21 protein-coding genes and 1 pseudogene are annotated in these 23,669 nt (G+C 69.8%); 15 read left to right on the forward strand and 7 right to left on the reverse strand.

From position 1 onward, the window contains the following. Nucleotides 1–18 precede the first annotated feature (18 nt). A complete protein-coding gene (locus tag MQN93_RS36480; RefSeq protein ID WP_242712909.1) occupies nucleotides 19–1,002 on the forward strand; it encodes an extracellular catalytic domain type 1 short-chain-length polyhydroxyalkanoate depolymerase in 984 nt (327 codons plus the stop codon). On the opposite strand, the gene MQN93_RS36485 is transcribed toward MQN93_RS36480, so the two are convergent. Genes MQN93_RS36485 through MQN93_RS36505 form a run of 5 tightly spaced genes read right to left on the reverse strand, consistent with a single transcriptional unit; the run spans nucleotide 992 to nucleotide 7,350 of the window. Continuing rightward, nucleotides 992–2,002 (reverse strand): LacI family DNA-binding transcriptional regulator, encoded by a 1,011-nt coding sequence (locus tag MQN93_RS36485; RefSeq protein ID WP_016438122.1) that lies wholly within the window; start codon nucleotides 2,000–2,002, stop codon nucleotides 992–994. The two genes, MQN93_RS36480 and MQN93_RS36485, sit on opposite strands and share 11 nt — an antisense overlap. Then, nucleotides 2,002–4,254 carry an alpha-xylosidase gene (gene yicI, locus MQN93_RS36490; RefSeq protein WP_242712910.1) on the reverse strand — a complete coding sequence of 751 codons (2,253 nt, stop codon included), beginning with the start codon at nucleotides 4,252–4,254 and terminating at the stop codon, nucleotides 2,002–2,004. Before yicI ends, MQN93_RS36485 begins: the two co-directional genes overlap by 1 nt. Before the next feature lie 11 nt (nucleotides 4,255–4,265). Further along, entirely contained in the window at nucleotides 4,266–5,090 is an 825-nt protein-coding gene (locus MQN93_RS36495; RefSeq protein WP_016438120.1) for a carbohydrate ABC transporter permease, read from the reverse strand. Beyond that, on the reverse strand, nucleotides 5,087–6,055 hold the full coding sequence (locus MQN93_RS36500; protein WP_242712911.1) for a carbohydrate ABC transporter permease: 969 nt from the start codon (nucleotides 6,053–6,055) through the stop codon (nucleotides 5,087–5,089). The genes MQN93_RS36495 and MQN93_RS36500 overlap by 4 nt, the downstream gene beginning before the upstream one ends. Continuing rightward, nucleotides 6,052–7,350, reverse strand: a complete 1,299-nt coding sequence (locus MQN93_RS36505) for an ABC transporter substrate-binding protein (protein ID WP_242712912.1) — start codon at nucleotides 7,348–7,350, stop codon at nucleotides 6,052–6,054. The genes MQN93_RS36500 and MQN93_RS36505 overlap by 4 nt, the downstream gene beginning before the upstream one ends. A gap of 292 nt (nucleotides 7,351–7,642) precedes the next feature. On the opposite strand from MQN93_RS36505, the pseudogene MQN93_RS36510 reads away from it, so the two are divergent. The 8 genes and pseudogenes from MQN93_RS36510 to MQN93_RS36545 form a co-directional block, all read left to right on the forward strand. Next, nucleotides 7,643–7,996 (forward strand): annotated as a pseudogene (locus MQN93_RS36510) (LysR family transcriptional regulator); the annotation flags it as partial. Between the two features lie 205 nt (nucleotides 7,997–8,201). Then, nucleotides 8,202–9,149: a hypothetical protein gene (locus MQN93_RS36515; RefSeq protein ID WP_242712913.1), complete on the forward strand. Its 948-nt coding sequence runs from the start codon at nucleotides 8,202–8,204 to the stop codon at nucleotides 9,147–9,149. Then, nucleotides 9,149–11,344 carry a bifunctional polysaccharide deacetylase/glycosyltransferase family 2 protein gene (locus MQN93_RS36520; protein ID WP_242712914.1) on the forward strand — a complete coding sequence of 732 codons (2,196 nt, stop codon included), beginning with the start codon at nucleotides 9,149–9,151 and terminating at the stop codon, nucleotides 11,342–11,344. Before MQN93_RS36515 ends, MQN93_RS36520 begins: the two co-directional genes overlap by 1 nt. After that, nucleotides 11,341–12,603, forward strand: coding sequence for an acyltransferase family protein (locus MQN93_RS36525; protein ID WP_242712915.1), 1,263 nt, complete (start codon nucleotides 11,341–11,343; stop codon nucleotides 12,601–12,603). Before MQN93_RS36520 ends, MQN93_RS36525 begins: the two co-directional genes overlap by 4 nt. Nucleotides 12,604–12,689: 86 nt before the next feature. Further along, nucleotides 12,690–13,319, forward strand: a complete 630-nt coding sequence (locus MQN93_RS36530) for a hypothetical protein (RefSeq protein WP_242712916.1) — start codon at nucleotides 12,690–12,692, stop codon at nucleotides 13,317–13,319. Beyond that, entirely contained in the window at nucleotides 13,316–13,621 is a 306-nt protein-coding gene (locus MQN93_RS36535) for a DUF6317 family protein (RefSeq protein ID WP_016438109.1), read from the forward strand. Before MQN93_RS36530 ends, MQN93_RS36535 begins: the two co-directional genes overlap by 4 nt. Then, a complete protein-coding gene (locus MQN93_RS36540) occupies nucleotides 13,618–15,009 on the forward strand; it encodes a hypothetical protein (RefSeq protein WP_016438108.1) in 1,392 nt (463 codons plus the stop codon). The genes MQN93_RS36535 and MQN93_RS36540 overlap by 4 nt, the downstream gene beginning before the upstream one ends. Before the next feature lie 8 nt (nucleotides 15,010–15,017). Next, complete coding sequence (locus MQN93_RS36545; protein ID WP_242712917.1) at nucleotides 15,018–15,605, forward strand: hypothetical protein; 588 nt, start codon at nucleotides 15,018–15,020, stop codon at nucleotides 15,603–15,605. Nucleotides 15,606–15,681: 76 nt separating this feature from the next. Here the strand turns inward: MQN93_RS36545 and MQN93_RS36550 are convergent, their stop codons facing one another. Continuing rightward, nucleotides 15,682–16,182, reverse strand: a complete 501-nt coding sequence (locus MQN93_RS36550) for a hypothetical protein (RefSeq protein WP_242712918.1) — start codon at nucleotides 16,180–16,182, stop codon at nucleotides 15,682–15,684. Nucleotides 16,183–16,365: 183 nt separating this feature from the next. Here MQN93_RS36550 and MQN93_RS36555 point away from each other — a divergent pair, with 183 nt between their 5' ends. From MQN93_RS36555 to MQN93_RS36565, 3 genes are all read left to right on the forward strand, one after another. Next, complete coding sequence (locus tag MQN93_RS36555) at nucleotides 16,366–17,256, forward strand: hypothetical protein (RefSeq protein WP_242712919.1); 891 nt, start codon at nucleotides 16,366–16,368, stop codon at nucleotides 17,254–17,256. A gap of 150 nt (nucleotides 17,257–17,406) precedes the next feature. Beyond that, the gene (locus tag MQN93_RS36560) at nucleotides 17,407–18,759 is read left to right on the forward strand and encodes a nitrate/nitrite transporter (protein WP_016438104.1); all 1,353 of its coding nucleotides are present in this window, start codon (nucleotides 17,407–17,409) and stop codon (nucleotides 18,757–18,759) included. Between the two features lie 116 nt (nucleotides 18,760–18,875). Beyond that, entirely contained in the window at nucleotides 18,876–20,036 is a 1,161-nt protein-coding gene (locus MQN93_RS36565) for a uroporphyrinogen-III synthase (protein ID WP_016438103.1), read from the forward strand. A 617-nt stretch (nucleotides 20,037–20,653) separates the two neighbouring features. On the opposite strand, the gene MQN93_RS36570 is transcribed toward MQN93_RS36565, so the two are convergent. Then, nucleotides 20,654–21,181, reverse strand: a complete 528-nt coding sequence (locus MQN93_RS36570) for an anthrone oxygenase family protein (protein ID WP_242712920.1) — start codon at nucleotides 21,179–21,181, stop codon at nucleotides 20,654–20,656. Between the two features lie 176 nt (nucleotides 21,182–21,357). Between MQN93_RS36570 and MQN93_RS36575 the strand changes: the two genes are divergently transcribed. From MQN93_RS36575 to MQN93_RS36585, 3 genes are all read left to right on the forward strand, one after another. Then, a complete protein-coding gene (locus MQN93_RS36575; protein WP_242712921.1) occupies nucleotides 21,358–21,954 on the forward strand; it encodes a CGNR zinc finger domain-containing protein in 597 nt (198 codons plus the stop codon). Between the two features lie 329 nt (nucleotides 21,955–22,283). Beyond that, on the forward strand, nucleotides 22,284–22,805 hold the full coding sequence (locus MQN93_RS36580; protein WP_010039908.1) for a sigma-70 family RNA polymerase sigma factor: 522 nt from the start codon (nucleotides 22,284–22,286) through the stop codon (nucleotides 22,803–22,805). After that, nucleotides 22,805–23,626 (forward strand): anti-sigma factor family protein, encoded by an 822-nt coding sequence (locus MQN93_RS36585; protein ID WP_078516786.1) that lies wholly within the window; start codon nucleotides 22,805–22,807, stop codon nucleotides 23,624–23,626. The genes MQN93_RS36580 and MQN93_RS36585 overlap by 1 nt, the downstream gene beginning before the upstream one ends. Nucleotides 23,627–23,669 lie beyond the last annotated feature (43 nt).

Genomic DNA, 23,669 nt, shown 5'->3' on the forward strand with positions numbered 1-23,669 from the left:
CTTCTACGGTCCCTCCCCATGACACAGACCAGAGCCGCAAGCCGCCGTATCGCCCTGCTGGTGACCTTCCTGGTCGCCCTGCTCTCCTTCGTCGTGCCGGGCCGGGCGCACGCCGCCTCCCTCCAGGAGGTCACCGGGTTCGGATCCAACCCGGGTGCGCTGCGGATGTTCCGCTACGTGCCCGACGGACTGCCGACCGGACGGCCCGTCGTCGTCGCGCTGCACGGCTGCACCCAGGGCGCCGCCGGATACGGCAGCGGCAGCGGGTGGACCCAGCTCGCCGACCGGTGGAAGTTCTCCGTCGTGCTGCCGCAGCAGCAGAGCGCCAACAACGCATCGAACTGCTTCGACTGGTTCCAGAGCGGGGACATCGCGCGCGGCCAGGGCGAGGCCGCGAGCATCGCGCAGATGCTGGACCGTCAGCTCGCCGACACCGGCGGCGACGCCTCGCGCGCCTACGTCACCGGGCTGTCCGCCGGCGGCGCCATGACCGCCGTGATGATGGCCGCCTACCCCGAGAAGTTCGCGGCCGGAGGGGTCGTCGCCGGGCTGCCGTACGGATGCGCGCAGGCCGCCGGGTCGCCGTACGTGTGCATGTACGTCGGTGCCACGCAGACGGCGCGGCAGTGGGGCGACCGGGTGCGGGCCGCCCGCCCCGGCTACACCGGCCCCTGGCCCACCCTGACCGTCTTCCAGGGCACCGCCGACTACACCGTCAAGCCCGTCAACATGACCGACCTGATGAAGCAGTGGACCGATGTGCAGGGCGCCGACCAGAGCGTCGACGTCAGTGACACCGTGGCCGGATATCCGCACCAGATCTACAGGAACGCCAGCGGGAACCCGGTCGTCGAGACGTACAGCATCACCGGGATGGGACACGGGCAGCCCGTCGACCCCGGCAGCGGCAGCGAGCAGTGCGGGACCGCCGGGGCCTACATCCTCGATGTGAACCTGTGCGCCGCCCACCGGCTCGGGCAGGCGTGGGGGCTCAACTCGTAGTCCGCGGCGCCGTGCTCGCCCGTTCCGTCATCCTGGGCGGCAGCAGCGTCGCCTCGGGCACGGCGTCGCCGCCCAGCTTCTTCATCAGCAGCTGCACCGCCTGCTCGCCCACCTCCGCGGACGGCAGGGCGACGGAGGTGACGGGAACCCGGACGGACTCGGCGAGTTCGTCCGGGCAGATGGCGGTGACGGAGAGGTCGCCGGGCACCCGCAGCCCCAGCTGCTCGAAGGCGTCGATCAACGGCTCCAGGAGCGGCTCGTTGTGGACGACGACCCCGGTCAACGCGGGCTGTTCGCGCAGCAGTTGCTCGGCGACCAGACGGGCGGCCGCGGGCGAGGCCTCGCAGGGGTGCACGGAGGAGGCGAGGCCGCTGCGGTCCGCGGCCGCGGTGAAGCCCTGGACCACCCGCTGGGCGAACGCGGTCCGCCGCACATACACCTCCGGCGGCGAGCCGACCAGCGCGACCACCCGGTGCCCGAGCCGCGCCAGATGCTCCACGCACACCTCGCCGGCCGCCTTGAAGTCGAGGTCGATGCAGGTCAGGCCCGCGGAGTCGGCCGGGAAGCCGATCATCACCGACGGCCGCTCCAGCGAGCGCAGCAACGGCAGCCGGGGATCGTGCAGTTGGACGTCCATCACGATCAGCGCGTCCACCAGCGCCGTGTCCGCGACCCGGCGCAGACCGTCGTCGCCCTCCTCCTGGGTGAGGAGCAGGACGTCGTGGTCGTAGCGGCGGGCCGTCGTCACCACCGACACCGCGAACCGCATCACGACCGGGACATGGATGCCGGCCCGGAGCGGGATCACGAGGGCCAGGACGTTCGAGCGGCTGCTGGCCAGGGCCCGGGCGCCCGCGTGCGGCCGGTAGCCCAGCTCACGGATGGCCTCCTCCACCCGGCGCCGGGTCTCCTCGGAGATCGGGCGCTTGCCGCTGAGCGCGTAGGAGACGGTGCTGGGGGAGACCCCGGCGTGCCGCGCCACATCGGTGATCTTCACCATCAGCCCAGCTCCAGCGAGAGGAACCCGGTGCCCGCCTGCGCCCGCGCCGTCCGCTCCCCGGCCGCCAGCGCCCAGGCCGCCGCCGGATCACTGCACGTGGCGCGCAGGGTGTCCCCTTCCCGTACGACGGTGAAGGTGACGTCGCCGACCGGGACCGTCACCTGCCGACCCCGCTCCAGGCCGTACACCCGCAGCGTCACGCCGTCCGCGAGGTCGTAGTCGGGCCGGTCCTGCACCGCGCCGACCGGGATCACCGCACCCGGCCTGACCAGCAGCGGCACGCTCAGGAACCCGTGCCGCTCGCGCACCCAGCGCGGACCAGTCACCGTCCGCCCGCTCAGGAAGTGCGTCCAGGTGCCCTCGGGCACGTAGTAGGACACGTCTCCCTCGTCGTCGAAGACGGGCGCGACCAGCAGGTCCGGGCCCAGCATGTACTGCCGCTCCAGATGCGCGCACCCGGGATCGTCCGGGAACTCCAGGACCATCGCCCGCATCATCGGCAGGCCCTCGGCGTGGGCGGTGCGCGCGGCCTCGTACAGATACGGCATCAGGCTCAGCTTCAGCCGGGTGAACAGCCGCAGCACGTCCACGGACTCCTCGTCGAAGAGCCAGGGCACGCGGTAGGAGGAGGAGCCGTGCAGCCTGCTGTGCGAGGACAGCAGGCCGAAGGCGATCCAGCGCTTGAACAGCGCCGGGGTCGGGGTGCCCTCGAAGCCGCCGATGTCGTGGCTCCAGTAGCCGAAGCCGGACAGGCCGAGCGAGAGCCCGCCGCGCAGCGACTCGGCCATCGACTCGTACGTCGCCTCGCAGTCACCGCCCCAGTGCACCGGGAACTTCTGGCTGCCGCTGGTCGCCGAACGGGCGAAGAGGACGGCCTCGCCCTCGCCGCGGTGCTTGCGCAGCACGTCGAAGACGGTGCGGTTGTAGAGGTACGTGTAGTAGTTGTGCATCCGCTCCGGGTCGGAGCCGTCGGACCACGCCACGTCGGTGGGCACCCGCTCGCCGAAGTCGGTCTTGAAGCAGTCGACGCCCTGCGCGAGCAGCGCCTCCAGCTTGGACGCGTACCAGTCGCGGGCGGCGGGGCTGGTGAAGTCGACCAGGGCCATGCCCGGCTGCCACATGTCCCACTGCCAGACGCTGCCGTCCGGCCGTCTGAGCAGATGCCCGAGCGCCTTGCCCTCCGCGAACAGCGGTGAGCGCTGGGCGATGTAGGGGTTGATCCACACGCACACGCGCAGATCCCGTTCGTGCAGCCGGGACAGCATGCCCGCGGGGTCGGGGAAGACCCGCGGGTCCCACTGGAAGTCGCACCAGTTGAACTCGCGCATCCAGAAGCAGTCGAAGTGGAAGACGGACAGCGGCAGTTCACGCTCCCGCATGCCCTCGATGAACGAGGTCACCGTCTCCTCGTCGTACGACGTCGTGAAGGACGTCGACAGCCACAGGCCGAACGACCAGGCGGGCGGCAGGGCCGGGCGGCCGGTGAGCGCCGTGTACTTGCGGATGATGTCCTTCGGGGTCGGGCCGTAGATGACGTAGTACGTCAACTCCTGTGTCTCGGCGCTGAACTGGACCCTGGAGACCGCCTCCGAGCCGACCTCGAAGGAGACCTTTCCGGGGTGGTCGACGAAGACGCCGTAGCCCGCGTCCGTCAGATAGAAGGGGACGTTCTTGTAGGCCTGTTCGGTGGCCGTGCCGCCGTCGGCGTTCCAGATGTCGACGACCTGGCCGTTCTTGACCAGCGGGCCGAAGCGTTCGCCGAGGCCGTAGACGGAGGTGCCGACCGTCAGGCCGAGCTGCTCGCGCAGATAGTGGGCGCCGGTGGCGGCATTACGCATGATGCCCATGCCCTTGGGACCGCTGGAGGTGAGGGTGCGGCCGTGCGCGAGGAAGTCCAGGTGCCAGCTGCCGGAGCGGGCCAGCTTCAGGGACAGCGCACCAGAGGTGAGGGTCGCGTGTTCCTCGTCGTAGGAGATGTGGGGCGAGAACTCCTGTCCGGTGACGTCGAATTCGGGGCCGCGGGGCTGTTCGCCCTCGAAGTGGGTGAAGGTGACCCCGATGACGTCGGGCATCGGGGCGCTCGCGCTGATCGTCACGACCGGTCCCTTCAACAGGTCGCCGCGGTGGCGGATGGGCTGGGTCGGTGCGTGGATCTCCAGCGTGCCGTCCATGGCCTCGACGTCGAGGACCTCGACCGGGTGGGCCGCGGTGACGCCCTCGCGCAGCAGCCAGTAACCATCGGTGAACTTCACGTGGGGAGTCCTTACTTGACGGCACCCACGGCGATGCCGCGGGTGAGGGTCCGCTGGAAGACGAGGAAGAAGACGATCGCGGGGAGCACGCCGAGCAGGGCCGCCGCGTTGGTCATCGTGGCGTCCATCAGCCGCTGGCCCTGGAGGACGCCGAGGGCCACCGACACCGTCTGGTTGTCGTTGGAGATCAGCATGACCAGGGGGAGCAGGAACTCGTTCCAGGTCCAGATGAAGAAGAAGACCAGCAGCACGCCGATCGTGGGCCGGCTGACCGGGACGACGATCCGCCACAGCACCTGCCACTTGTTCGCCCCGTCGATACGGGCCGCCTCGATGATCTCGCGCGGGAAGCGGCCGAGGACCGAGGAGAGCAGATAGGTGCCGAAGGCCGCCTGGATCACCGTGAAGACGATGATCACGCTCAACCTGGTGTCGTACAGGCCCACTTGCTTGCTCAGGTAGTAGATCGGGTAGACCAGCGCCTCCTGCGGGAGCATGTTCGCGAGGACGAAGAAGGCGAGGACCCAGGTGCGGCCCTTGACCCTGCCGATGCCGATCGCGTACGCGTTCAGGACCGACAGGACGGCCGCGAGGATCGCCACCGAGCCGCTGATCAGGACGGAGTTGACGAGCTTCTGGCTGTAGTCGACCCGCTGCCAGAAGTCCTTCAAGCCGTCCAGATACAGGCCGTCGGGGAGGCTGAGCGGGCCGTTCTGCGCGTACTCGGACGGTGACTTGACCGCGTTGACGGCGACGATCAGGAACGGCACGACCATGAACAGGGCCGCGATGCACAGGGCGATGAGCACCGGGTAGCGGCGCAGGGCAGCGGTCATGTCCGTATCCCTTCGTCCGCGTCCTCGGAGCGCGTCTGCAGCTTCAGGCCGATCAGGGAGAGGACCAGGATGATCACGGTGAGGATCGTGGAGATCGCGGCGCCGTAGCCGACCTGGGTCTTCTCGAAGAAGGTGGAGAAGGAGAAGTAGGAGGGCACGTCGGTGGCGCCGCCCGGGCCGCCCTTGGTCAGGACGTACACCGCGCCGAACACCTTCAGCGCGGCGATCGTGCACCAGGTGAGGACGACATAGATCTCCGGGCGGATCTGCGGCAGCGTGACGTGCCAGAAGCGGCGCCACCAGCCGGCCCCGTCCAGCTCGGCCGCCTCGTGCAACTGCGGGTCCACACGCTGCAGTCCGGCCATGAAGACGACCAGCGGAAAGCCGATCTGCACCCAGACCATCACGCCCATCACGCTGTACGGCGCGATGTCGGGGTCGCCGAGCCAGTCCTGCTGCCAGGAGCCCAGGCCCACCGCCTTCAGCAGCTCGTTGAGCGAGCCGTTGTCCGGCGCGAGGATCCAGCTCCAGACGATGCCGGCGACCGCGATCGGCAGCACCTGCGGGAGATAGAAGCAGGCGCGCAGGACCGCGGCCCAGCGGGAGCCGAAGTGCCTGCCGATGTAGTCGAACAGGGCGGCGGCCAGCACGAGACCGATGACGGTCGGTACGGCCGCCATGGCGACCACCATGAACAGGCTGTGCCGGAACGACGCCCAGAACTCCGAGTCGTCCATCAGCTCGCGGTAGTTGGCGAGCCCGGTCCACTTCGGGCTGCCGACTCCCTGCCACTCGGTGAAGCTCACGCCCGTGTTCATCAGGAACGGCACGACGACGATCGCCAGGAACGCGAGGATGCCCGGGAGCAGGAAGAGGGCGTACGAATCGCGGGTACGGGGGCTGCGCGGGCCGGGCTGCCGGTACTTGCCGACGGCCCGCGCGCCCCGTTCGACGGTCACCGTCATTGCTTCGGTGCGTCCTTGTCGTAGGCCTGCTGAAGGGCGTCGAGATAGCCGTCCGGTTTGGCGTTGCCCGTCATCAGCTTCTGGGTCTCGGAGACGAGGACGTCGTAGAAGCCGTTGATCGGCCAGTCCGGGTAGAAGGCGAGTCCGTCCCTCTGGCTGACCGTGTTGAAGTCGGTGATCAGCTTCTTGGACTTCGGGTCCGTGATGGCGCTCGTGTCGGCGGCGATCGGGATGCCGCCCTTGTTGCCGAGCAGGTTCTGGATCTTCTTCGACAGGGTGATGTCGATGAAGTCGTAGGCGAGGTCCTTGTTCTTGGCGTTCTTGGGGGCCACCCAGAGGTTGCCGCCCGAGCCCAGGGTCAGATCGGAGCCGGGCCACAGGGTGGTGTCCCAGTCGAACTTCGCCTCCGACTGGAAGCGGCCGTACCACCAGCTGCCGGAGAACAGGATCGGTGCCTTGCCCTGGATCCAGGAGACGCCCGCGTCCTCGGCCTTGGTGCTGGTGGACTTCTTGCTGATGTAGCCCTTCTTCACCCAGTCGGCGAAGGTGTCGGCGGCGTACGTCCAGGCCGGGTCGTGGAAGTCGGGTTTGCCCTTGTACAGCTCGTATGCGTCGACCCACGAGCGGTCGGCCTTGGAGAGGGCGAGCTGGTAGAGGTACTGCTGCGCCATGTACTCGGCGCCGGCGTTGGCGAGCGGGGTGACGCCCTTCTTCACGAAGGCGTCCATCGCGGCCGTGAGCTGGTCGAACGTCTTCGGTTCGGCGATCTTGTACTTCTTGAAGAGGTCCTTGTTGTAATAGACCATCGTGTACTCGGCGTAGTCGGTCACGCCGTACCACTTGCCGGAGCCCATGACCCCGTCGGTGTCGTACCGGCTGGTCGTGGCGACGCCCGCGCTCAGCTTCTTGTCCCAGCCGCGCTTGGCGGCCTCGGCGCTCAGATCGGTCAGCAGGCCCTGCTTGGAGAGCTGGCCCGCGGTCGCGTTGCCCTTGTTGTACTCCATGAGGTCGGGCGCGTCGGAGGAGTTGAGGATCATGGGCGCGGTCTTCTGGATCTGTTCGAAGCCCTTCTCCTCGAACTTCACCTTGACGCCCGGATGTGACGCCTCGAACTCCTTGATCGCCTCGTTCCAGGCCACACCCATCGCGCTGTCGGGGCCCTCGTAGTGCCAGAGCCTGAGCGTCTTGGCGTCGGAGGACGAGTCGTCGCCCGAACCACCGCAAGCGGTCGCGAGCAGCGCTCCTCCCAGGACCGCGGCCGTGACAGTCATCACACGCCTTCGTGCCGTCAACATCCCTGCCTCCAGGAGAGCCGGGCGGAAAATCGGGGCGCCACGCGGCGACCGTGCCCTCCGTCGAATCGATTCGATGCGTGACGTCGAAGCGCTTCGACGGGCGAAGGTAGGTGCGGGCCGGGGGCCCGTCAATGCATCGGACGGGAATTGCTGTGCGGGGGTGGGGTTCTGGTGGGGGTTCGGGGGTGTGCAGCTCCTCGGCGACGGCGACGAAGTCCCGCAGCAGGCGGGGGTCGTCCTCGCGTCTTCACGCGTGCCGCGAGCCGATGGTGGTGCTGCCCGAGGGTCGGCGGAGTGGGTCGATCTGGCCCGTCGTGTTTTTGGTGGACATGACATCGAAATCGCGTCACCTGTGCCGCTGGCGGTGGGGGACGAGGAGTTCCGGCGGATCATGGCCAAGCTGCGGAACCCGATCCTCGCCGTGGTGGATTTTCCGGTCATGCCCAGAACGGTCCTGCGCCCATTGGCCGAGCCTGTGCCTTTGTCACCGGTGTCCCTTGTGTGGCGTAAGGGGCTGGTGCACCTGCAATTCGACGCGCTTCGACGGGCGGCACGCGAGCTCTCGGACGGGGAAGGGTGGCTGAGAAGGCCCCCCGAGGGATGGATTCCAGCCATCGACGAGGCCCTCGTTCGGTCCATCTACTGACACGTGGCCAACACACAACCTCCGCGTGCGCTACATTCGTGCCCCGAGCACGTTGTGATAAGGGGGGCGCTCGAACCCGGTGGGGGCCGGGTTCGGTCGACGTGTGCTCGAGTCGTACGCGCACCCGGAACTGTCCCGTGGGGGGATGTGCGTGCACGTGAAAAAGTGGCGGAAAGACGCCCAACCGGAGTGGCCCGAAGCTCCATTGGACACCCAGGTCATTCCTGCAACGGGGGAAGTCAGAGGGCGGGCGGCCACCCAGTCGTTTCCGGACACCGGGAGAACCGGAGTCGACGGAGTCTCTCGTGGGGACTTCGCCGATCTCGACGGCACCCAGGTCCTGAGCGGCGGACCCAGACCCCTGCCGGAGCACGACCGCACCTTCGATCTGCGCGACCCGTGGGAGCCGGCGGGCGAGAGCCCCCAGACCCACGATCCGCACGAGGTGACCGTCCAGCTCGACGCCGTGAGCCTGGACGACGCCCGTCTGCGCACGGCCGAGGGCACACCCGGCGGCTCGGACGGCTCCGACGGACCGGTGTTCGTCGACGAGTCGGGCCGCCGCAGCCGGCGCTTCCGCCGCCTGGGCATCGCCGTCGGCATCGCGTGCGCGGTCTACGCCGTCGTCATCGTGATCACCTTGCTGTCCGGCAGTTCGGACGCGCCCTGGCTGCCCGTACCGGGCCAGAAGGACGAGAAGCCGGCCGGCCAGGTCGACCCGACCTCACGGCCCGCCGACTCCGCCGTGCCCTCCGGCACCGGCAGCGTCCCGGCCGGGTCGACGCCGACCGCCAGTGACGGCACGTCGCCCTCGGCGGGCACGAGCGGCGCCTCTTCCGGCGCGTCCGCCGACCCCGCGGCCCCGGGCACGTCCACGAAGCCCGACCCGACGCCGACCAAGTCCCAGACGAACCCGGGAACCGGCGGCGGGGGCAACCCGAAGCCGTCGAACTCGGTCGAACAGCCGCCGACGTCCAGCTCGCCCGACCCGACCGTGAGCGAGAGTCCCGCAGGACCCACCGAGACGACGGGCCCCGGCACAGGAACCGGCACCGGCTCCGTCGCCGACGGCCCCGTCAGCCCCACGCCCGTCGCCGAGGAACCGGGAACGCCCACCGCTACGTCCGCATCGTCCCCGGAGAACAACCTCTGATGGCATCACGCACCCGCCGTCACGGGCCCGCCGCACCGGCCCGTGGCGGCTCTCCGCGCCGCCGACTGCCCATGCGCCTGCTGCTGCCCATGCTCCTTCTCGTGGCGCTGGTGGCGATGCTGATGCTGCGCGGGTACGTGCACAGCGAGATCCTCGCCGACCACCGCATCCAGCCCGAGGCCGCCACCGACAAGGTCCCCGAGAAGATCCTGGACGGCGGCCCCGTCATCGACACCCGCAGCGGCCGCGCCACCAGCCTGAAGGTGCCGAACCACCATCTGGTCCTCACCTTCGACGACGGACCCGACCCCACCTGGACCCCCAAGGTCCTGGACGTGCTCAAGAAGCACCACGCGCACGCGGTCTTCTTCGTCACGGGCACCATGACCTCGCGCTACCCGGACCTGGTCAAGCGCATGGTCGACGAGGGCCACGAGGTCGGCCTGCACACCTTCAACCACCCCGACCTCTCCTACCAGTCCAAGAGCCGTATCGACTGGGAGCTGTCCCAGAACCAGCTGGCGCTCGCGGGCGCGGCCGGCATCCGCAGCTCGCTGTTCCGCCCGCCGTACTCCTCCTTCGCCGACGCCATGGACGACAAGTCCTGGCCGGTGACCGAGTACATCGGCACCAAGGGCTATCTCACCGTCGTCAACAACACCGACAGCGAGGACTGGCAGAAGCCCGGCGTCGACAAGATCATCAAGAACGCCACCCCGCGCGGCGGCAAGGGCGCCATCGTGCTGATGCACGACTCCGGCGGCGACCGCCACCAGACCGTCCAGGCGCTCGACAAGTTCCTGCCCGAAATGCAGCACAAGGGCTACGAGTTCGACAACCTCACCGAGGCGCTCGACGCCCCCAGCGCCCTGACCAAGGTCACCGGCGCCGATCTGTGGAAGGGCAAGGCGTGGATCTTCCTGGTCCAGGCCTCGGACGACATCACCGGGGTGATGGTGGTCGCCCTGGCTGTCGTCGGCGCCACGGTCATCGGCCGCTTCGTGCTGATGCTGCTGCTGTCGGGAGCGCATGCGCGCCGGGTGCGCCGCAAGGGCTTCCGCTGGGGACCGCCGGTCACCGAACCGGTGTCGGTGCTGGTTCCGGCGTACAACGAGGCCAAGTGCATCGAGAACACGGTCCGTTCACTGATGGCGAGCGAGCACCCCATCGAGGTGATCGTCATCGACGACGGGTCGAGCGACGGCACGGCGCGGATCGTGGAGGCGATGGGCCTGCCGAACGTGCGGGTCGTGCGCCAGCTCAACGCGGGCAAGCCCGCCGCGCTCAACCGGGGCCTGGCCAACGCCCGTTACGACATCATCGTGATGATGGACGGCGACACCGTCTTCGAACCGGCCACCGTACGCGAGCTGGTGCAGCCCTTCGGCGACCCGAAGGTGGGCGCGGTGGCCGGCAACGCCAAGGTCGGCAACCGGGATTCGCTGATCGGAGCCTGGCAGCACATCGAGTACGTGATGGGCTTCAACCTCGACCGCAGGATGTACGACATCCTGCGCTGCATGCCGACGATCCCCGGCGCGGTCGGCGCCTTCCGGCGTTCGGCGCTGGAGCGGGTCGGCGGCATGAGCGACGACACCCTCGCCGAGGACACCGACGTCACGATGGCCATGCACCGCGACGGCTGGCGGGTGGTGTACGCGGAGAACGCCCGCGCCTGGACGGAGGCCCCCGAGACGGTCCAGCAGCTGTGGTCGCAGCGCTACCGCTGGTCGTACGGCACCATGCAGGCGATCTGGAAGCACCGCAAGGCGATCGTGGAGCGCGGCCCGTCCGGCCGCTTCGGCCGCGTCGGCCTGCCGTTCGTCTCCCTGTTCATGGTGGTGGCCCCGCTGCTGGCCCCGCTGATCGACATCTTCCTGCTCTACGGCGTCGTCTTCGGCCCGACGCAGAAGACGATCCTGGCGTGGCTCGGCGTGCTGGCCATCCAGGCGGTCTGCGCGGCGTACGCCTTCCGTCTGGACCGCGAACGCATGACCCATCTGATCTCGCTGCCGCTGCAGCAGATCCTCTACCGCCAGCTCATGTACGTCGTGCTGCTCCAGTCCTGGATCACGGCGCTCACCGGCGGCCGCCTGCGCTGGCAGAAGCTGCGGCGCACGGGTGTCGTCGAGACACCCGGCGGCCCGGTGCCGACCCAGCGCACGCGCAGCAGTGATCGGAGGCCCGTGGCATGACCCACGGATACACGACCGGAAGCTCGGAGTCGACGCCGTCGTACGGCGTCCCGCAGCAGCGGCCGTTCCAGCCGCAAGCGGCCCCCGCGCCTTCCCCGTCCCCGACGTCGGCCCCGAAGAAGCCGGGCCGCGACCGCTACCTCGACCTGCTGCGCTCGATCGCACTCGTCCGGGTCGTGGTCTACCACCTGTTCGGCTGGGCCTGGCTGTCGGTCCTCTTCCCCTCCATGGGCGTGATGTTCGCGCTGGCGGGCTCGCTGATGGCGCGCTCGCTCAGCCGCCCGGCCGTGAGCGTGATCCGCGGCCGTGTCCGCCGACTGCTGCCGCCGCTGTGGGCGTTCAGCGCGGTGGTCCTGGTCATGATGTTCGCGCAGGGCTGGAACCCGTCGAAGGACCCGGACAACGGCGGCACCTGGGGCGTCGTCGAGCTGATCGACTACATCATCCCGATCGGGGCCCCGCCCTACCCCTGGCACCTCGGCCACGAGGGCGGCCTGCTGGACGCCGACTGGGCCGACCAGGCCGCCGGACCGCTGTGGTACCTGCGGGCGTATCTGTGGTTCGTGGTCGCCTCCCCGCTGCTGCTGTGGGCGTTCCGCCGTGTGCCGTGGGCGACGCTGCTGGCCCCGCTGGGCCTGACGGCGATCGTCGGCACGGGCCTGGTGACCATCCCCGGCGAGACCGGCAACGCGGTCACCGACTTCGCGGTCTACGGCGGCTGCTGGGTGCTGGGCTTCGCCCACCACGAGGGCGTCCTCAAGCAGGTCCCGCGCTACGTCGCCGTCTCCTGCTCGGTGTTCGTGATGGCGTTCGGGCTGTGGTGGGCGTCCGGCCACCTCGGCGAGGACGGCTGGGACCTCAACGACATCCCGCTGGCCCAGGCCACCTGGTCCTTCGGCTTCGTGGTGATCCTGCTGCAGTACTCGCCGTCCTGGCAGGAACTCCCGGGCCGGCTGGCGAAGTGGGACAAGCTGGTGACCCTCGCCAACAACCGCGCGGTCACCATCTACCTCTGGCACAACCTGCTGATCATGGCCACCGTCCCGATCATCGACCAGGCGTACGGCCTGCCCTTCATGGGCAGCGACCGGGCGTCCGCGACCCTCGACTCCACCTACACCCTCTGGATGTTCGTCCTCGTCTGGCCCCTCATCGGCCTGGCCATCCTCGCCTTCGGCTGGATCGAGGACATCGCCGCAAAACGCAGCCCACGGCTGTGGCCGAACGGGGCGAAGCGCGGGGGGCGCCGGAGGGTGTGACGGGTTCGTGTGGTCTCCGTGCGGGTCGGCTGCCGGTCGCTAAGATGCGCGAGGCATCACGGGGGCAGGAGATCACATTGAGACATGTGCCGATCACACAGACGTCCGGCGGGGCGTCCGGCAGGGCGGCCCCGGTGTTCGGGCTGATCACGCCCGAGGACTGGTACCGCATTCCGCTGCAGCCGCCGGAGCGCCGTGAGGCGTCCGTGAGTGCGCTGATCAAGCGGCAGTTCGCCGGCGTGGACGACCAGCCCGTGCTGCGCCGCAAGGCGGAGGCCCAGCTGCGCGACACCGCGCAGGCCGGGGTCGACCAGGGCGGCGTGGTGCTGTACCTGTCGTTCCTCGAAGTGGGCGGCATCCCGCTGTCCGCCTCGCTGCTGGTCTCCCGTCTGCACCAGAGGTTCGACGGCCTGGACGCCGTCGCCGCGCTCGCCGGATCCGGCGAGGTCGGCCTGGTAACGCTGCCCGCGGCGGGGCGGGCGGCCCGGCTGCTGCGGCGCGAGCGCACCAAGCAGTCACGGAAGCTGGGCTCCGAGTTCGCGGACACCGTCGTCGAGTACTTCGTGCCCGTGCCCGACCGCGACGAGGTGCTGATGCTGACGTTCAGCACACCGCTGGAACCGATCGCGGACGCCATGGTGGGGCTGTTCGACGCCGTGGCCGAAACCCTGTGCTGGCAGCGCCCGGACGAGGAGACGAAGGGGGAGCAGAGGTGAGCGGCGAGAAGCTCAAGGTCTCCACGGACGACCTGACGACGGCAGGCAAGGGGCTGCGGACCGTCGCGACCGAGCTGGAAGGGCTCGACAAGCTGATGGACGCCTACGACCGCCGGACCGTCGGGCACCAGAAGCTGTACGAGCGGCTGCAGGACTTCTCCGACGGCTGGGACGACAACCGCAAGAAGATGATCGAGCAGATCCAGGGCCTCGGCACCCTCGCCCATGAGGCGGGCAAGGCCTACAAGGAGATCGACACCGCGCTGTACGACGCGCTCGTGGGCAAGGGGCAGAAGAAGTGACCCGGCCCGCGGACCACCGCTGGGAGGTGCTCGGGGAGGACAGCGACCCGGTGCCCGGCGACGTCGACGACCTCAAGGCGCTCTCCCGCCGCTTCGCTCTCACCGCGAAGACCATCTCCGACACCGCCGCGGCGCTGCGCCGCCTCGGGAATCTGGAGAGCTGGGACTCCAAGGCGGGCCGTGCCTTCGCCGAGAAGGCGACCGAGACGGCGAAGACGGTGAGCAAGGCGCACGACCGCTACGCCGACGCCGGATCCGCCCTGAAGACGTACTACACCGACCTCACAACCATCCAGGGCGAGGCCGACAAGCTGCTGCACGAGGCCGAGACGCAGGCCGGTGCGCTGTCGAAGGCCAAGTCCGCGGCGGACAATCCGCCCAAGGACACCGACGACGCCGGGCAGAAGAAGCTCGACAAGAGCGTGACCGACCTCCAGAACGGGCTGAACGGACTGCGCGGACAGCTCTCCAAGCTGAAGACCCGGCACAAGAACGCGGGCGACGCGGCCGCCAAGGCCATCCACGACACCACCGAGGGCGACGGCCTCAACGACTCGTGGCTGGACGACCTGCGCGACACCCTCAAAGCCGTCGCCGACATCGCGGGAGCCGTGGCCGCCGTCTGCGGGGTGCTGTCGCTGGTGGTCGGCTGGATCCCGGTGATCGGACAGGCCCTGGCCGGCGTGCTCGGCACCATCGCCCTGGTGGCGACGGCGGTCTCACTGGTCTGCCACCTGCTGCTCGCCATCAACGGCGACGGTTCCTGGGGCGACGTCGCGATGGACGTCCTCGGTCTTGCGACCTTCGGCATCGGACGCGTCTTCTCCTCGGGCGCCAAGCTCGCCGCCACGCTCGGGCGCAGCAGGGTGTGGACCGCCGCGACGCAGTACGTCCGCGGCTGGAACCCGGGGATGTCCTCGGCCGCCCGGCGCGTGCTCGTCGAGTCGATGGTCGGGGCGCGGGCCGGCGCCACGCCCGCCGCGGCCCTGCCCGACGTCTCGGCGGCGGCGGCCTTCCGGGGGCTGCCCCGTGCCTTCGCGGACGACCTCGGCACCATCCGCAGCAACTGGCGAGACCTGTTCAAGTTCGGGGACAACCTGTCGGCGGCCCGGGACGCGTACACCGCGGCCGGTCCGCGGGGCCTTGCCAGCATGTACGTCGGGCCCGGCATGGTCGACGAACTCGGCCGGATCAAGAACATCGACCCGTCCGACCTGAGCTTCATCGGCACACCGGACGCCTTCAAGCAGGCCATGCACTACAACTCGCTGGCCCTCGGCGGCACCGGCACGGGCGCCGCGTCCGACACCAACAGCTTCATCGGGCTGTTCGGCAGCGACCCGGAGCCCGACGTCACCGGTTCCGACGCGTCCCTGGCCGGAAAGTGAGCGGCGCCATGGAATCCACCGCGGACTGGACCGAGTGCCGTGTGGCGCTGCCGCCGCTGCAGAACTGGCTGGTCCTCGACCTCGCGACCGAGGACCCCGAGGCCTGGGCCCGCGCCCTCGCCGACGAGCACCTCGACAGCGCGGCGCGACCCGAGTGGCGTGAGGCCTTCACCGCCGACCTGCTCTGGTACTGGGGCGCGGCGCGGCGGCAGGGCGCCCTGTGCGCGGCCCTGCTGGCACCGGCCGACGGCGCGGTCATGGCGAGCTGCACGGTGCGGGAGCTGAGGGTGCCGCCGGAATTGCTGAGCAGGGCGGCGCTGCGGGCCGAGGTGGAGCAGGCGGAGGGGCCGTTCTTCGGGGAACAGACCCTCGACGAGGTCGACCTCCCGCTCGGACCGGCCCTGCGCGTCCACCGGCTGGAACCCACGGACCCCGAGTCCGACAGCGGCGGCGTCCTGGAGGGCGTGGCTCACTACGTGCTGCCGAGCGGGCACGCCACGGCGCTGGAGTGCCGGCTGCTGTGGTCGACGCTGGGCTTCGGCGAGGAACTGGAGAAGGTCGCGGACGAGCTGGCGCGGTCACTGCAGCTGGTGTGACGGCACGCTGGGTGTGAAGACACGCTGGTGTGCAGGCACTGCCGTGAAAGCACTGGCGCCTGCGTGCAGGCAGCGCTCACCTCGCCTTGCGTGCGGGCAGCCCGAGCCTCTCCGGAGGGATCATCGCCAGCGGCATCCAGCTGAACCCGACGGCGAACACGGCGACGACGGTCGTGATCCCCTCGGGGAGGAGCCGGCCGAGCTGGGCCACGACCACCGCGAGGACGAGCACGTAGACGTCGAAGGCGAGCAGGGCGAGGAGCTTGCGCCCGGCCGCGCCGGCGCCGACCCTCGGTGTCTCCTCCGTCCCCTTCACCATGCCGAACAGCACCACCGGCAGCACCAGCCCGGTCGCCCCGCCGAGCGCGATGCCCCCGACCACCAGGGCGTTGCGCCCGTCGTCGGGGACCACCGAGGACAGCGGCGCCGCGTCGGTGGCGTCGAGCAGGAGCGCCACCGCCGCGAAGGCACCGAGGATCGTGGTCGCCAGGACGACGATCAGCCCCAGGGCGAAAACGACGTTCCCGGCAGCGGTGCGCTGCGCCTTGGGGCGTTCGGGCCTCGACTCGGCGGACATGGACTCTCCCATTCCTGTGCGGGGTCCGCTAGAGAATAGCCGGGACCGGGGCAGAGCTTCCCTCTGCGTACGACGGTCAAGCCCCCGTCAAGACCCGCGGCCGCGATTCCCCGGCGCCTCGCGTGCATGACAGACTGCCCCGGTTGTCCAGGTGAACGGCGTGCCCACGGGGGAGCAGGAGAGATGAGCAAGCGGCAGGTTCAGAAGATGCTGGGGTTGATGGCCGGTGGGGAGCCCGTCGAGCTCACCAGCCCGATGGCTTCGGTCAAGAAGCTGGCCCGGCTCGCCTTCGTGGCCCAGCAGTTCGGCTACGAGTACATGGACGCCCGGTTCACCGGCTCGCGCAACAACCAGCTGAAGATGCTGATCGTGCCCGATCCCAGTCCGCAGGCGCGGGCGCGGGCCGCGCAGAACTGGGCGCAGTATCCGAACGCGAGCGACGGGGAGTCCCTGCCGCCCCTCGTCCCGGACGCCGTCGAACTCCTCAAGGCCCGTATCCAGTTCGACCTCACCGGCAAGAACGGCGAGAAGCGGATGGGGTACGCGGCGGCCGGCGTCACCGTGGCCTGTGCGATCGCCGGGTTCCGGCTCGGCGGCGAGTCGGTCGACTTCGTCATCGCGGGCATCGTCTGGGTGATCCTCATGGCGCTCGTCGGCGTCGGCCTGCTGGTGAACCGCAAGCGCAACGCCAAGTTCGCGCACCGGCTGCAGACCGCCGGCTTCCTGCCGATGACGGACGAGACGGGCCGGGTGCGCTATCTCCCGCCGGGCATGCAGATGCCGGGAGCGCCAATGCCGGGAACGCAGATGCCGCAAGGCGGCAACCCCTTCGCGAACGGCCCGTACGGCGCCCAGCCGCAGCAGCCCCCGCAGCAGCCGTACGGATATCCGCAGCAGCCGCCGCAGCCCTACGGACATCCGCAGCCGCAGGCCCCCGGCCCGTACGCCCCCCAGCAGCCGTATCCGCAACAGCAGCCCTACCCGCAGCAGCAGCCGTACCCGCAGCAGCAGCCGTACCCGCCGCAGCAGCCCAACCCCCAGCAGAACCCCAACTGGCAGTCCCCCCAGCGCTGAGAGCTGTTCGTAACGTGAGGGTCCGGTACCTCTCATCCGGCCACCGTGCCGGGTGAGAGCAACGTTCCCTTCCGGTCACCCGGTGCCACAGCGCGGAAACCCCGCCTCCCTAACTTCGGGATGCATCACCCCGGAGCACGTGGAGGCGTCATGACAGCCGGTGGCCGCTGGATCCAGCAATGGGATCCCGAGGACGAGACCTTCTGGAAGGAGACCGGGGAGAAGATCGCGCGCCGCAACCTCTTCTTCTCGGTGCTCTCCGAGCACATCGGATTCTCGATCTGGACCTTGTGGTCCGTGCTGGTGCTCTTCATGGGCCCGGAGTACGGCCTGACCCCGGCCGACAAGTTCCTGCTGACGTCCATGGTGACCCTGGTCGGCGCCGTGGTCCGCGTCCCCTACACCTTCGCCGTCGCGATCTTCGGCGGCCGGAACTGGACGGTCGTCTCCGCCGGTCTGCTGCTGGTCCCGACGGTCGCCGCGTTCGCGGTGATGGAGCCGGGGACGTCCTTCGCCACCTTCCTGTGGATCGGCCTGCTGGCCGGCATCGGCGGCGGCAACTTCGCCTCCTCGATGACCAACATCAACGCCTTCTTCCCGCTCAGGCAGAAGGGCTGGGCCCTCGGGCTGAACGCCGGCGGCGGCAATATCGGTGTCGCGGCGATCCAGCTGGTGGCCCTCGCCGTCATCGGCGCGAGTGGCGGACCGCGGGTGCTGCTCGGGATCTACATCCCGCTCATCGTCGTCGCCGCCGTCCTCGCCGCGCTCTTCATGGACAACATCGAGAACGTCAGGAACGACACCGGTGCCGCCAGGGACGCCGCGAAGGACGCGCACACCTGGATCATGTCCTTCCTCTACATCGGCACGTTCGGCTCGTTCATCGGCTACAGCTTCGCGTTCGGCCAGGTGCTGACGAACCAGTTCGGGCGTACGCCGCTGCAGGCCACGTATCTCACCTTCATGGGCCCGCTGCTCGGCTCGCTGGTCCGGCCCGTGGGCGGCAGGCTCGCCGACCGGTTCGGCGGCGCGCGGATCACGCTCTACAACTACGTCGCCATGGCGGCCGCGACGGCGGTGCTGGTCCTCGCCAGTACGCAGAAGTCGCTGCCCCTGTTCGTGGCCGCGTTCGTGGTGCTGTTCTCGCTGACCGGCATCGGGAACGGCTCCACGTTCAAGATGATCCCGGGCATCTTCCAGACCAAGGCCCTCGCCCAGGGTCTTCAGGGCGAGGAGGCGGCCGCCCACGGACGGCGCCTGTCCGGCGCCTCCATGGGCCTGATCGGCGCGGTCGGCGCGCTCGGCGGCGTCGGCATCAACCTGGCGTTCCGGCAGTCGTTCCTCTCCTACGGCTCCGGCACGGGTGCCTTCGTCACCTTCCTCGCCTACTACGCTGTCTGTTTCGGCGTGACCTGGGCCGTATACCTTCGCCGACCGGCCACGCGGGGCGGTGCGACGGCCGCCACAGAGGCGAAGCCCCAGCTCAGCTATGCCGAGGTGTGACGTAACACCGGCGACATCAAGCCGAACCGAGCCTGTCACGGACCGTTGACAGGCTCGATCGGCATGCAGGCAGTACCGCCGTACTGCATGTACGACGACTCTTCGGGACGAGAGCCATGTACGACGAACAGCAGCAACCCGACACCGCCGGGCACGGGCCGCTCGCCGGCTTCACGGTCGGCGTGACGGCCGCGCGCCGGGCCGACGAGCTGGGCGCACTGCTGCAGCGACGGGGAGCCGCCGTCCTGCACGCACCCGCCCTGCGCATCGTGCCGCTCGCCGACGACAGCGAACTGCTGGCGGCGACGAAGGACCTGCTCGACCAGGCGCCGGACGTCGTGGTCGCGACGACCGCCATCGGATTCCGGGGCTGGGTCGAGGCCGCCGAGGGCTGGGGGCTCGGGGAGCTGCTGATCGACCGGCTGCGCCAGGTGGAGCTGCTCGCACGCGGGCCCAAGGTCAAGGGCGCGATCCGGGCGGCCGGGCTGACGGAGGACTGGTCGCCGTCGAGCGAGTCGATGGCCGAGGTGCTGGACCGGCTGCTGGAGGAGGGGGTCGACGGACGCCGGGTGGCCGTACAGCTGCACGGGGAGCCGCTGCCCGGGTTCGTGGAGTCGCTGCGGGCCGGGGGAGCGGAGGTCGTCGGGGTGCCGGTGTACCGGTGGATGCCGCCGGAGGACCTCGGCCCGGTGGACCGGCTGCTGGACGCCGCCGTCTCCCGGGGACTGGACGCGATCACCTTCACCAGCGCGCCCGCCGCCGTCTCCCTGCTGGACCGGGCCGAGGAGCGCGGGCTGACGGCCGAGCTGCTCGCCGCCCTGCACCACGATGTGCTGCCGGCCTGTGTCGGCCCGGTCACCGCGCTGCCGCTGCAGGCCCGTGGCATCGACACGGTGCAGCCCGAGCGCTTCCGGCTCGGGCCGCTCGTCCAGCTGCTGTGCCAGGAGCTGCCGGGCCGGGCACGTGTCCTGCCGATCGCCGGGCACCGGGTGGAGATCCGCGGTCACGCGGTCCTCGTCGACGGGGAGCTCAGGCCCGTACCGCCCGCGGGGATGGCGCTGCTGCGCGCGCTGTCCCGGCGGCCGGGCTGGGTGGTGTCCCGGGCGGAGCTGCTGCGGGCCCTGCCGGGGGCGGGCCGCGACGAGCACGCGGTGGAGACCGCCATGGCCCGCCTGCGCACGGCTCTCGGCGCCCCCAAGCTGATCCAGACGGTGGTCAAGCGGGGATACCGACTGGCCCTGGACCCGGCGGCCGACGCAAAGTACGCGGACGAGTAACCGCCACCGGCCCCACTCACGCGCCGGTCCCGCTCACGTGCCGGTCCCGCTCACGTGCCGGGCTCGCTCACGTGCCGGGCTCGCTCACGCGCCGGAACCGCTCACGTGCCGGGGTCGCTCACGCGCCGGACCCGCTCACGCGTCGGGCTCGCTCATGCGCCGGACCCGCTCACGCGCCGCCGGGCCCGGCTCAGGTGTCGGACTCGGCTCATGCGCCGGATCCCGGCTCAGGTGTCGGACTCGGCTCAGGTGTCGGATCTCGGCTCACGCGTCGGGCCCCGACTCATGCGCCGGACCCTGGCTCATGCGCCGGACCCGCTCACGCGCCGCCGGGTCCCGCTCAGGTGTCGGACTCGGCTCATGCGCCGGATCCCGGCTCAGGTGTCGGACTCGGCTCAGGTGTCGGATCTCGGCTCACGCGTCGGGCCCCGACTCATGCGCCGGACCCTGGCTCATGCGCCGGACCCGCTCACGCGCCGCCGGGCCCCGCTCACGTGTCGGACTCGGCTCATGCGCGGACCCGGCTCGGGTGTCGGACTCGGCTCAGGCGTCGGACTCGGCTCACGCGCCGGATCCCGGCTCACACGTCGGGCCCCCCTCACGCGCCAGCCCCCCGCTCACCCGCCAACCCCGCTGACCGCAGCTGTCGGGTGTTCCCAAGTGCCGTGTGTCACACGGCCGTAGAGCACCAGGGCCCGGGCCAGACATCCCAGTGCGACCGTCGACGACACGGCCCGTACCACGTTCCACGTCACCCATGGGTTCTCGAAGCGTTCGCGTGCGGCGGTCGGGTCGGTCATGGTCGTCAGGTCGTCGTTGAGCGGGATGTTGAAGGCGATCGTGGTCAGGAAGCCGAGCGCGTACGCGGCCAGGCCCGCCCACACCCACCACCGGCAGGGCTGTCCGCGCAGCTGCCACGCCGACACCCCGGTCAGCAGCAGCGCGCCGATGAAGCTGAGGAAGAACACCGGGTTCTGGATCACGTCGTTGATGTCGTTCATGACGTCGACGTAGACGCGGTCGTCGCTGCGGGCCAGGGCCGGCATCACACAGCACGCGAAGATGTAGAAGGTCCCGGCGATCAGACCCATGGCGACCGTGGCCGCACCCAGTACATATGCCGTGCTCCTGCTGTGGGTTGTCATGCCCTCAAGTCAACGCACCGCGTCCGGGGCGGAACATCGCCGAAACGCGCGCCCGCATAAGCAGACGTCCACCGGCCGCCGGTACGAGGGGTTCCGGCCGTGGGAACGGGCAGGCACTGTAAGAGGGATCGGTTCTCCCAGCCTCTCGGGTTCCCTAGCCAGGCGGTGACAGGCACATGGCACTGGGTACGGCCACGGTCGGTTACGAGTTGCGGTTCGACGCCGGGCGGATCTGCCTGGACCTCCTCGCGACCACCCATCCCGAGGAACGGTTCGACTCCGTGGACGTGCTGCGCGCCTGGATCGCCGCGGCCGGTCTCGCCCCGCCCGGCACACCGCTGGCGCACGCCGACGCCTCCTGGCTGGTGGCCTTCCGCGAACTGCGCGGACATGTCGCCGAGTTGATCCACAGCCGGCTCGGGGCCGAGCCCCGCCCCTCGTACGACATCGCACTCGCCCGCGTCAACGAGATCGCCCGTACCGCACCCCCCGCCCCGCGGGCCGTACGGAACCAGGACGGCTCGCTCATCAGGGAGTTGGCCGCGCCGCCCGAGTGCGCGCAGCTGCTCGGGGCGATCGCCCGGGACGCCGTGGAGCTGCTCACCGACCCGGTCGCGCGGGCCGGTCTGCGGCAGTGCGAGGGGGACAACTGCCCGATCATCTACGTGGATTCGTCCCGGGGACGCAGGAGGCGCTGGTGCTCCAGTGAGGTCTGCGGGAACCGGGAGAGGGTGGCCCGGCACCGGCGGAGGGCGGCACTGGCGCGCGCCTGACGCCCTATATGCCGTTTCTGTGGGAGTTCCATGAAACGAGTCTCGAAGTGATTTCGATTACACACCGTTTGCCTCACGCGTGACTCGGGCGCCAGGCCGGATCTTGCCAGTGTGGCGGAAATGTAAAGATCGCACGGTGGGAATGTGCCCGCATGTCCCCTCTCATCACGTCACGCCGAAGGAAACTGTCACCTCACTTTGAACATGACCCGCACCACATCCGTAAGTGGGGGCGAGCGACCGACTGGGGGAACCCCCGGACATCGGAGGTGGGCGTGCGCAAGGATTCCGTCGTGGCCAATGAACGTGGATCGAGGGCCCGACATCGCATGTCCCAGCCCTCGGAACCAGATGAGGAGCTGATGCGTGCCCTCTATCGAGAGCATGCCGGACCTCTCCTTGCGTACGTCCTCCGGCTCGTGGCCGGAGATCGCCAACGCGCCGAGGACGTGGTTCAGGAGACGCTAATCCGTGCCTGGAAGAACGCCGGTCAGCTCAATCGAGCGACTGGATCGGTACGCCCCTGGCTGGTGACGGTCGCACGCCGCATCGTCATCGACGGCCACCGCAGCCGGCAGGCCCGGCCGCAGGAGGTCGATCCGTCGCCGCTGGAGGTCATCCCCGCGGAGGACGAGATCGACAAGGCGCTGTGGTTGATGACGCTGTCGGACGCGCTGGACGACCTGACCCCGGCCCACCGGGAGGTGCTCGTCGAGACGTATTTCAAGGGGCGTACGGTCAATGAGGCGGCCGAGACGCTGGGCATTCCCAGTGGCACGGTGCGCTCACGGGTGTTCTACGCCCTGCGGTCGATGAAGCTCGCACTGGAGGAGCGGGGGGTGACGGCGTGATGAGTGTTTACGGGGGAAACCAGGGATTCGGCACAGGTGGTTCGGGTATGTCTGGCTCCATGATGGGATCTCCGGGCCCGAGCGAGCACGAAACGGTCGGCGCCTACGCCCTCGGCATCCTGGACGACGCCGAGGCCACCGCCTTCGAGGCACACCTCGCCACCTGTGAATGGTGCGCCCAGCAGCTCGACGAGCTGGCCGGGATGGAGCCGATGCTCGCCGCCCTCGCGGACCTGCCGGGGACCGGTTCGCCCGCGATCGGTGAGTCCCTCTCCGCACGGCCCAGCCCACGGCTCGCGGAGAAGCTCGTCGACGAGGTCTCCGAGCGCCGGGCACTGAAGCGCCGCAAGAGCTTCTACCTGGTGGCGGCCGCGGCCGCACTGATCATCGGCGGCCCGCTCGCGGTCATGGCGGCGAACGGCGGGAGCGACTCGGGCACCGAGGCGACCCCGCTCGCGGCCGGCGCCAAGGCGGCCTTCGGCACCATCTCCGACAAGGTGACGGCGACCGACGCCTCCACCAAGGTCAAGGCGACCGTCGCGATGGAGAAGAAGGACTGGGGCACCTGGGGCGTGGTGGAGCTCAGCAACGTCAAGGGCCCGCTGAAGTGCTCGCTCATCGCCGTCGGCAAGAACGGCGAGCGCGAGACGATGTCCTCCTGGTCGGTCCCCAAGTGGGGCTACGGCATCCCGAACGCCAAGGTCGCACAGGCCAAGTCGCCCCTGTACGCCCAGGGCGGCGCCGCCCTCCAGCCGAACGAGATCGACCACTTCGAGGTCATGACCTTCGACGGCAAGAAGCTCGTGCAGGTCGACGCGTAGCCAAGAGCCTGTGGCTCCTACGTAGCTTTGCCGGGTCCCCTTC

Source organism: Streptomyces spinosisporus (assembly GCF_022698145.1).
Classification (GTDB): Bacteria; Actinomycetota; Actinomycetes; order Streptomycetales; family Streptomycetaceae; genus Streptomyces; species Streptomyces spinosisporus.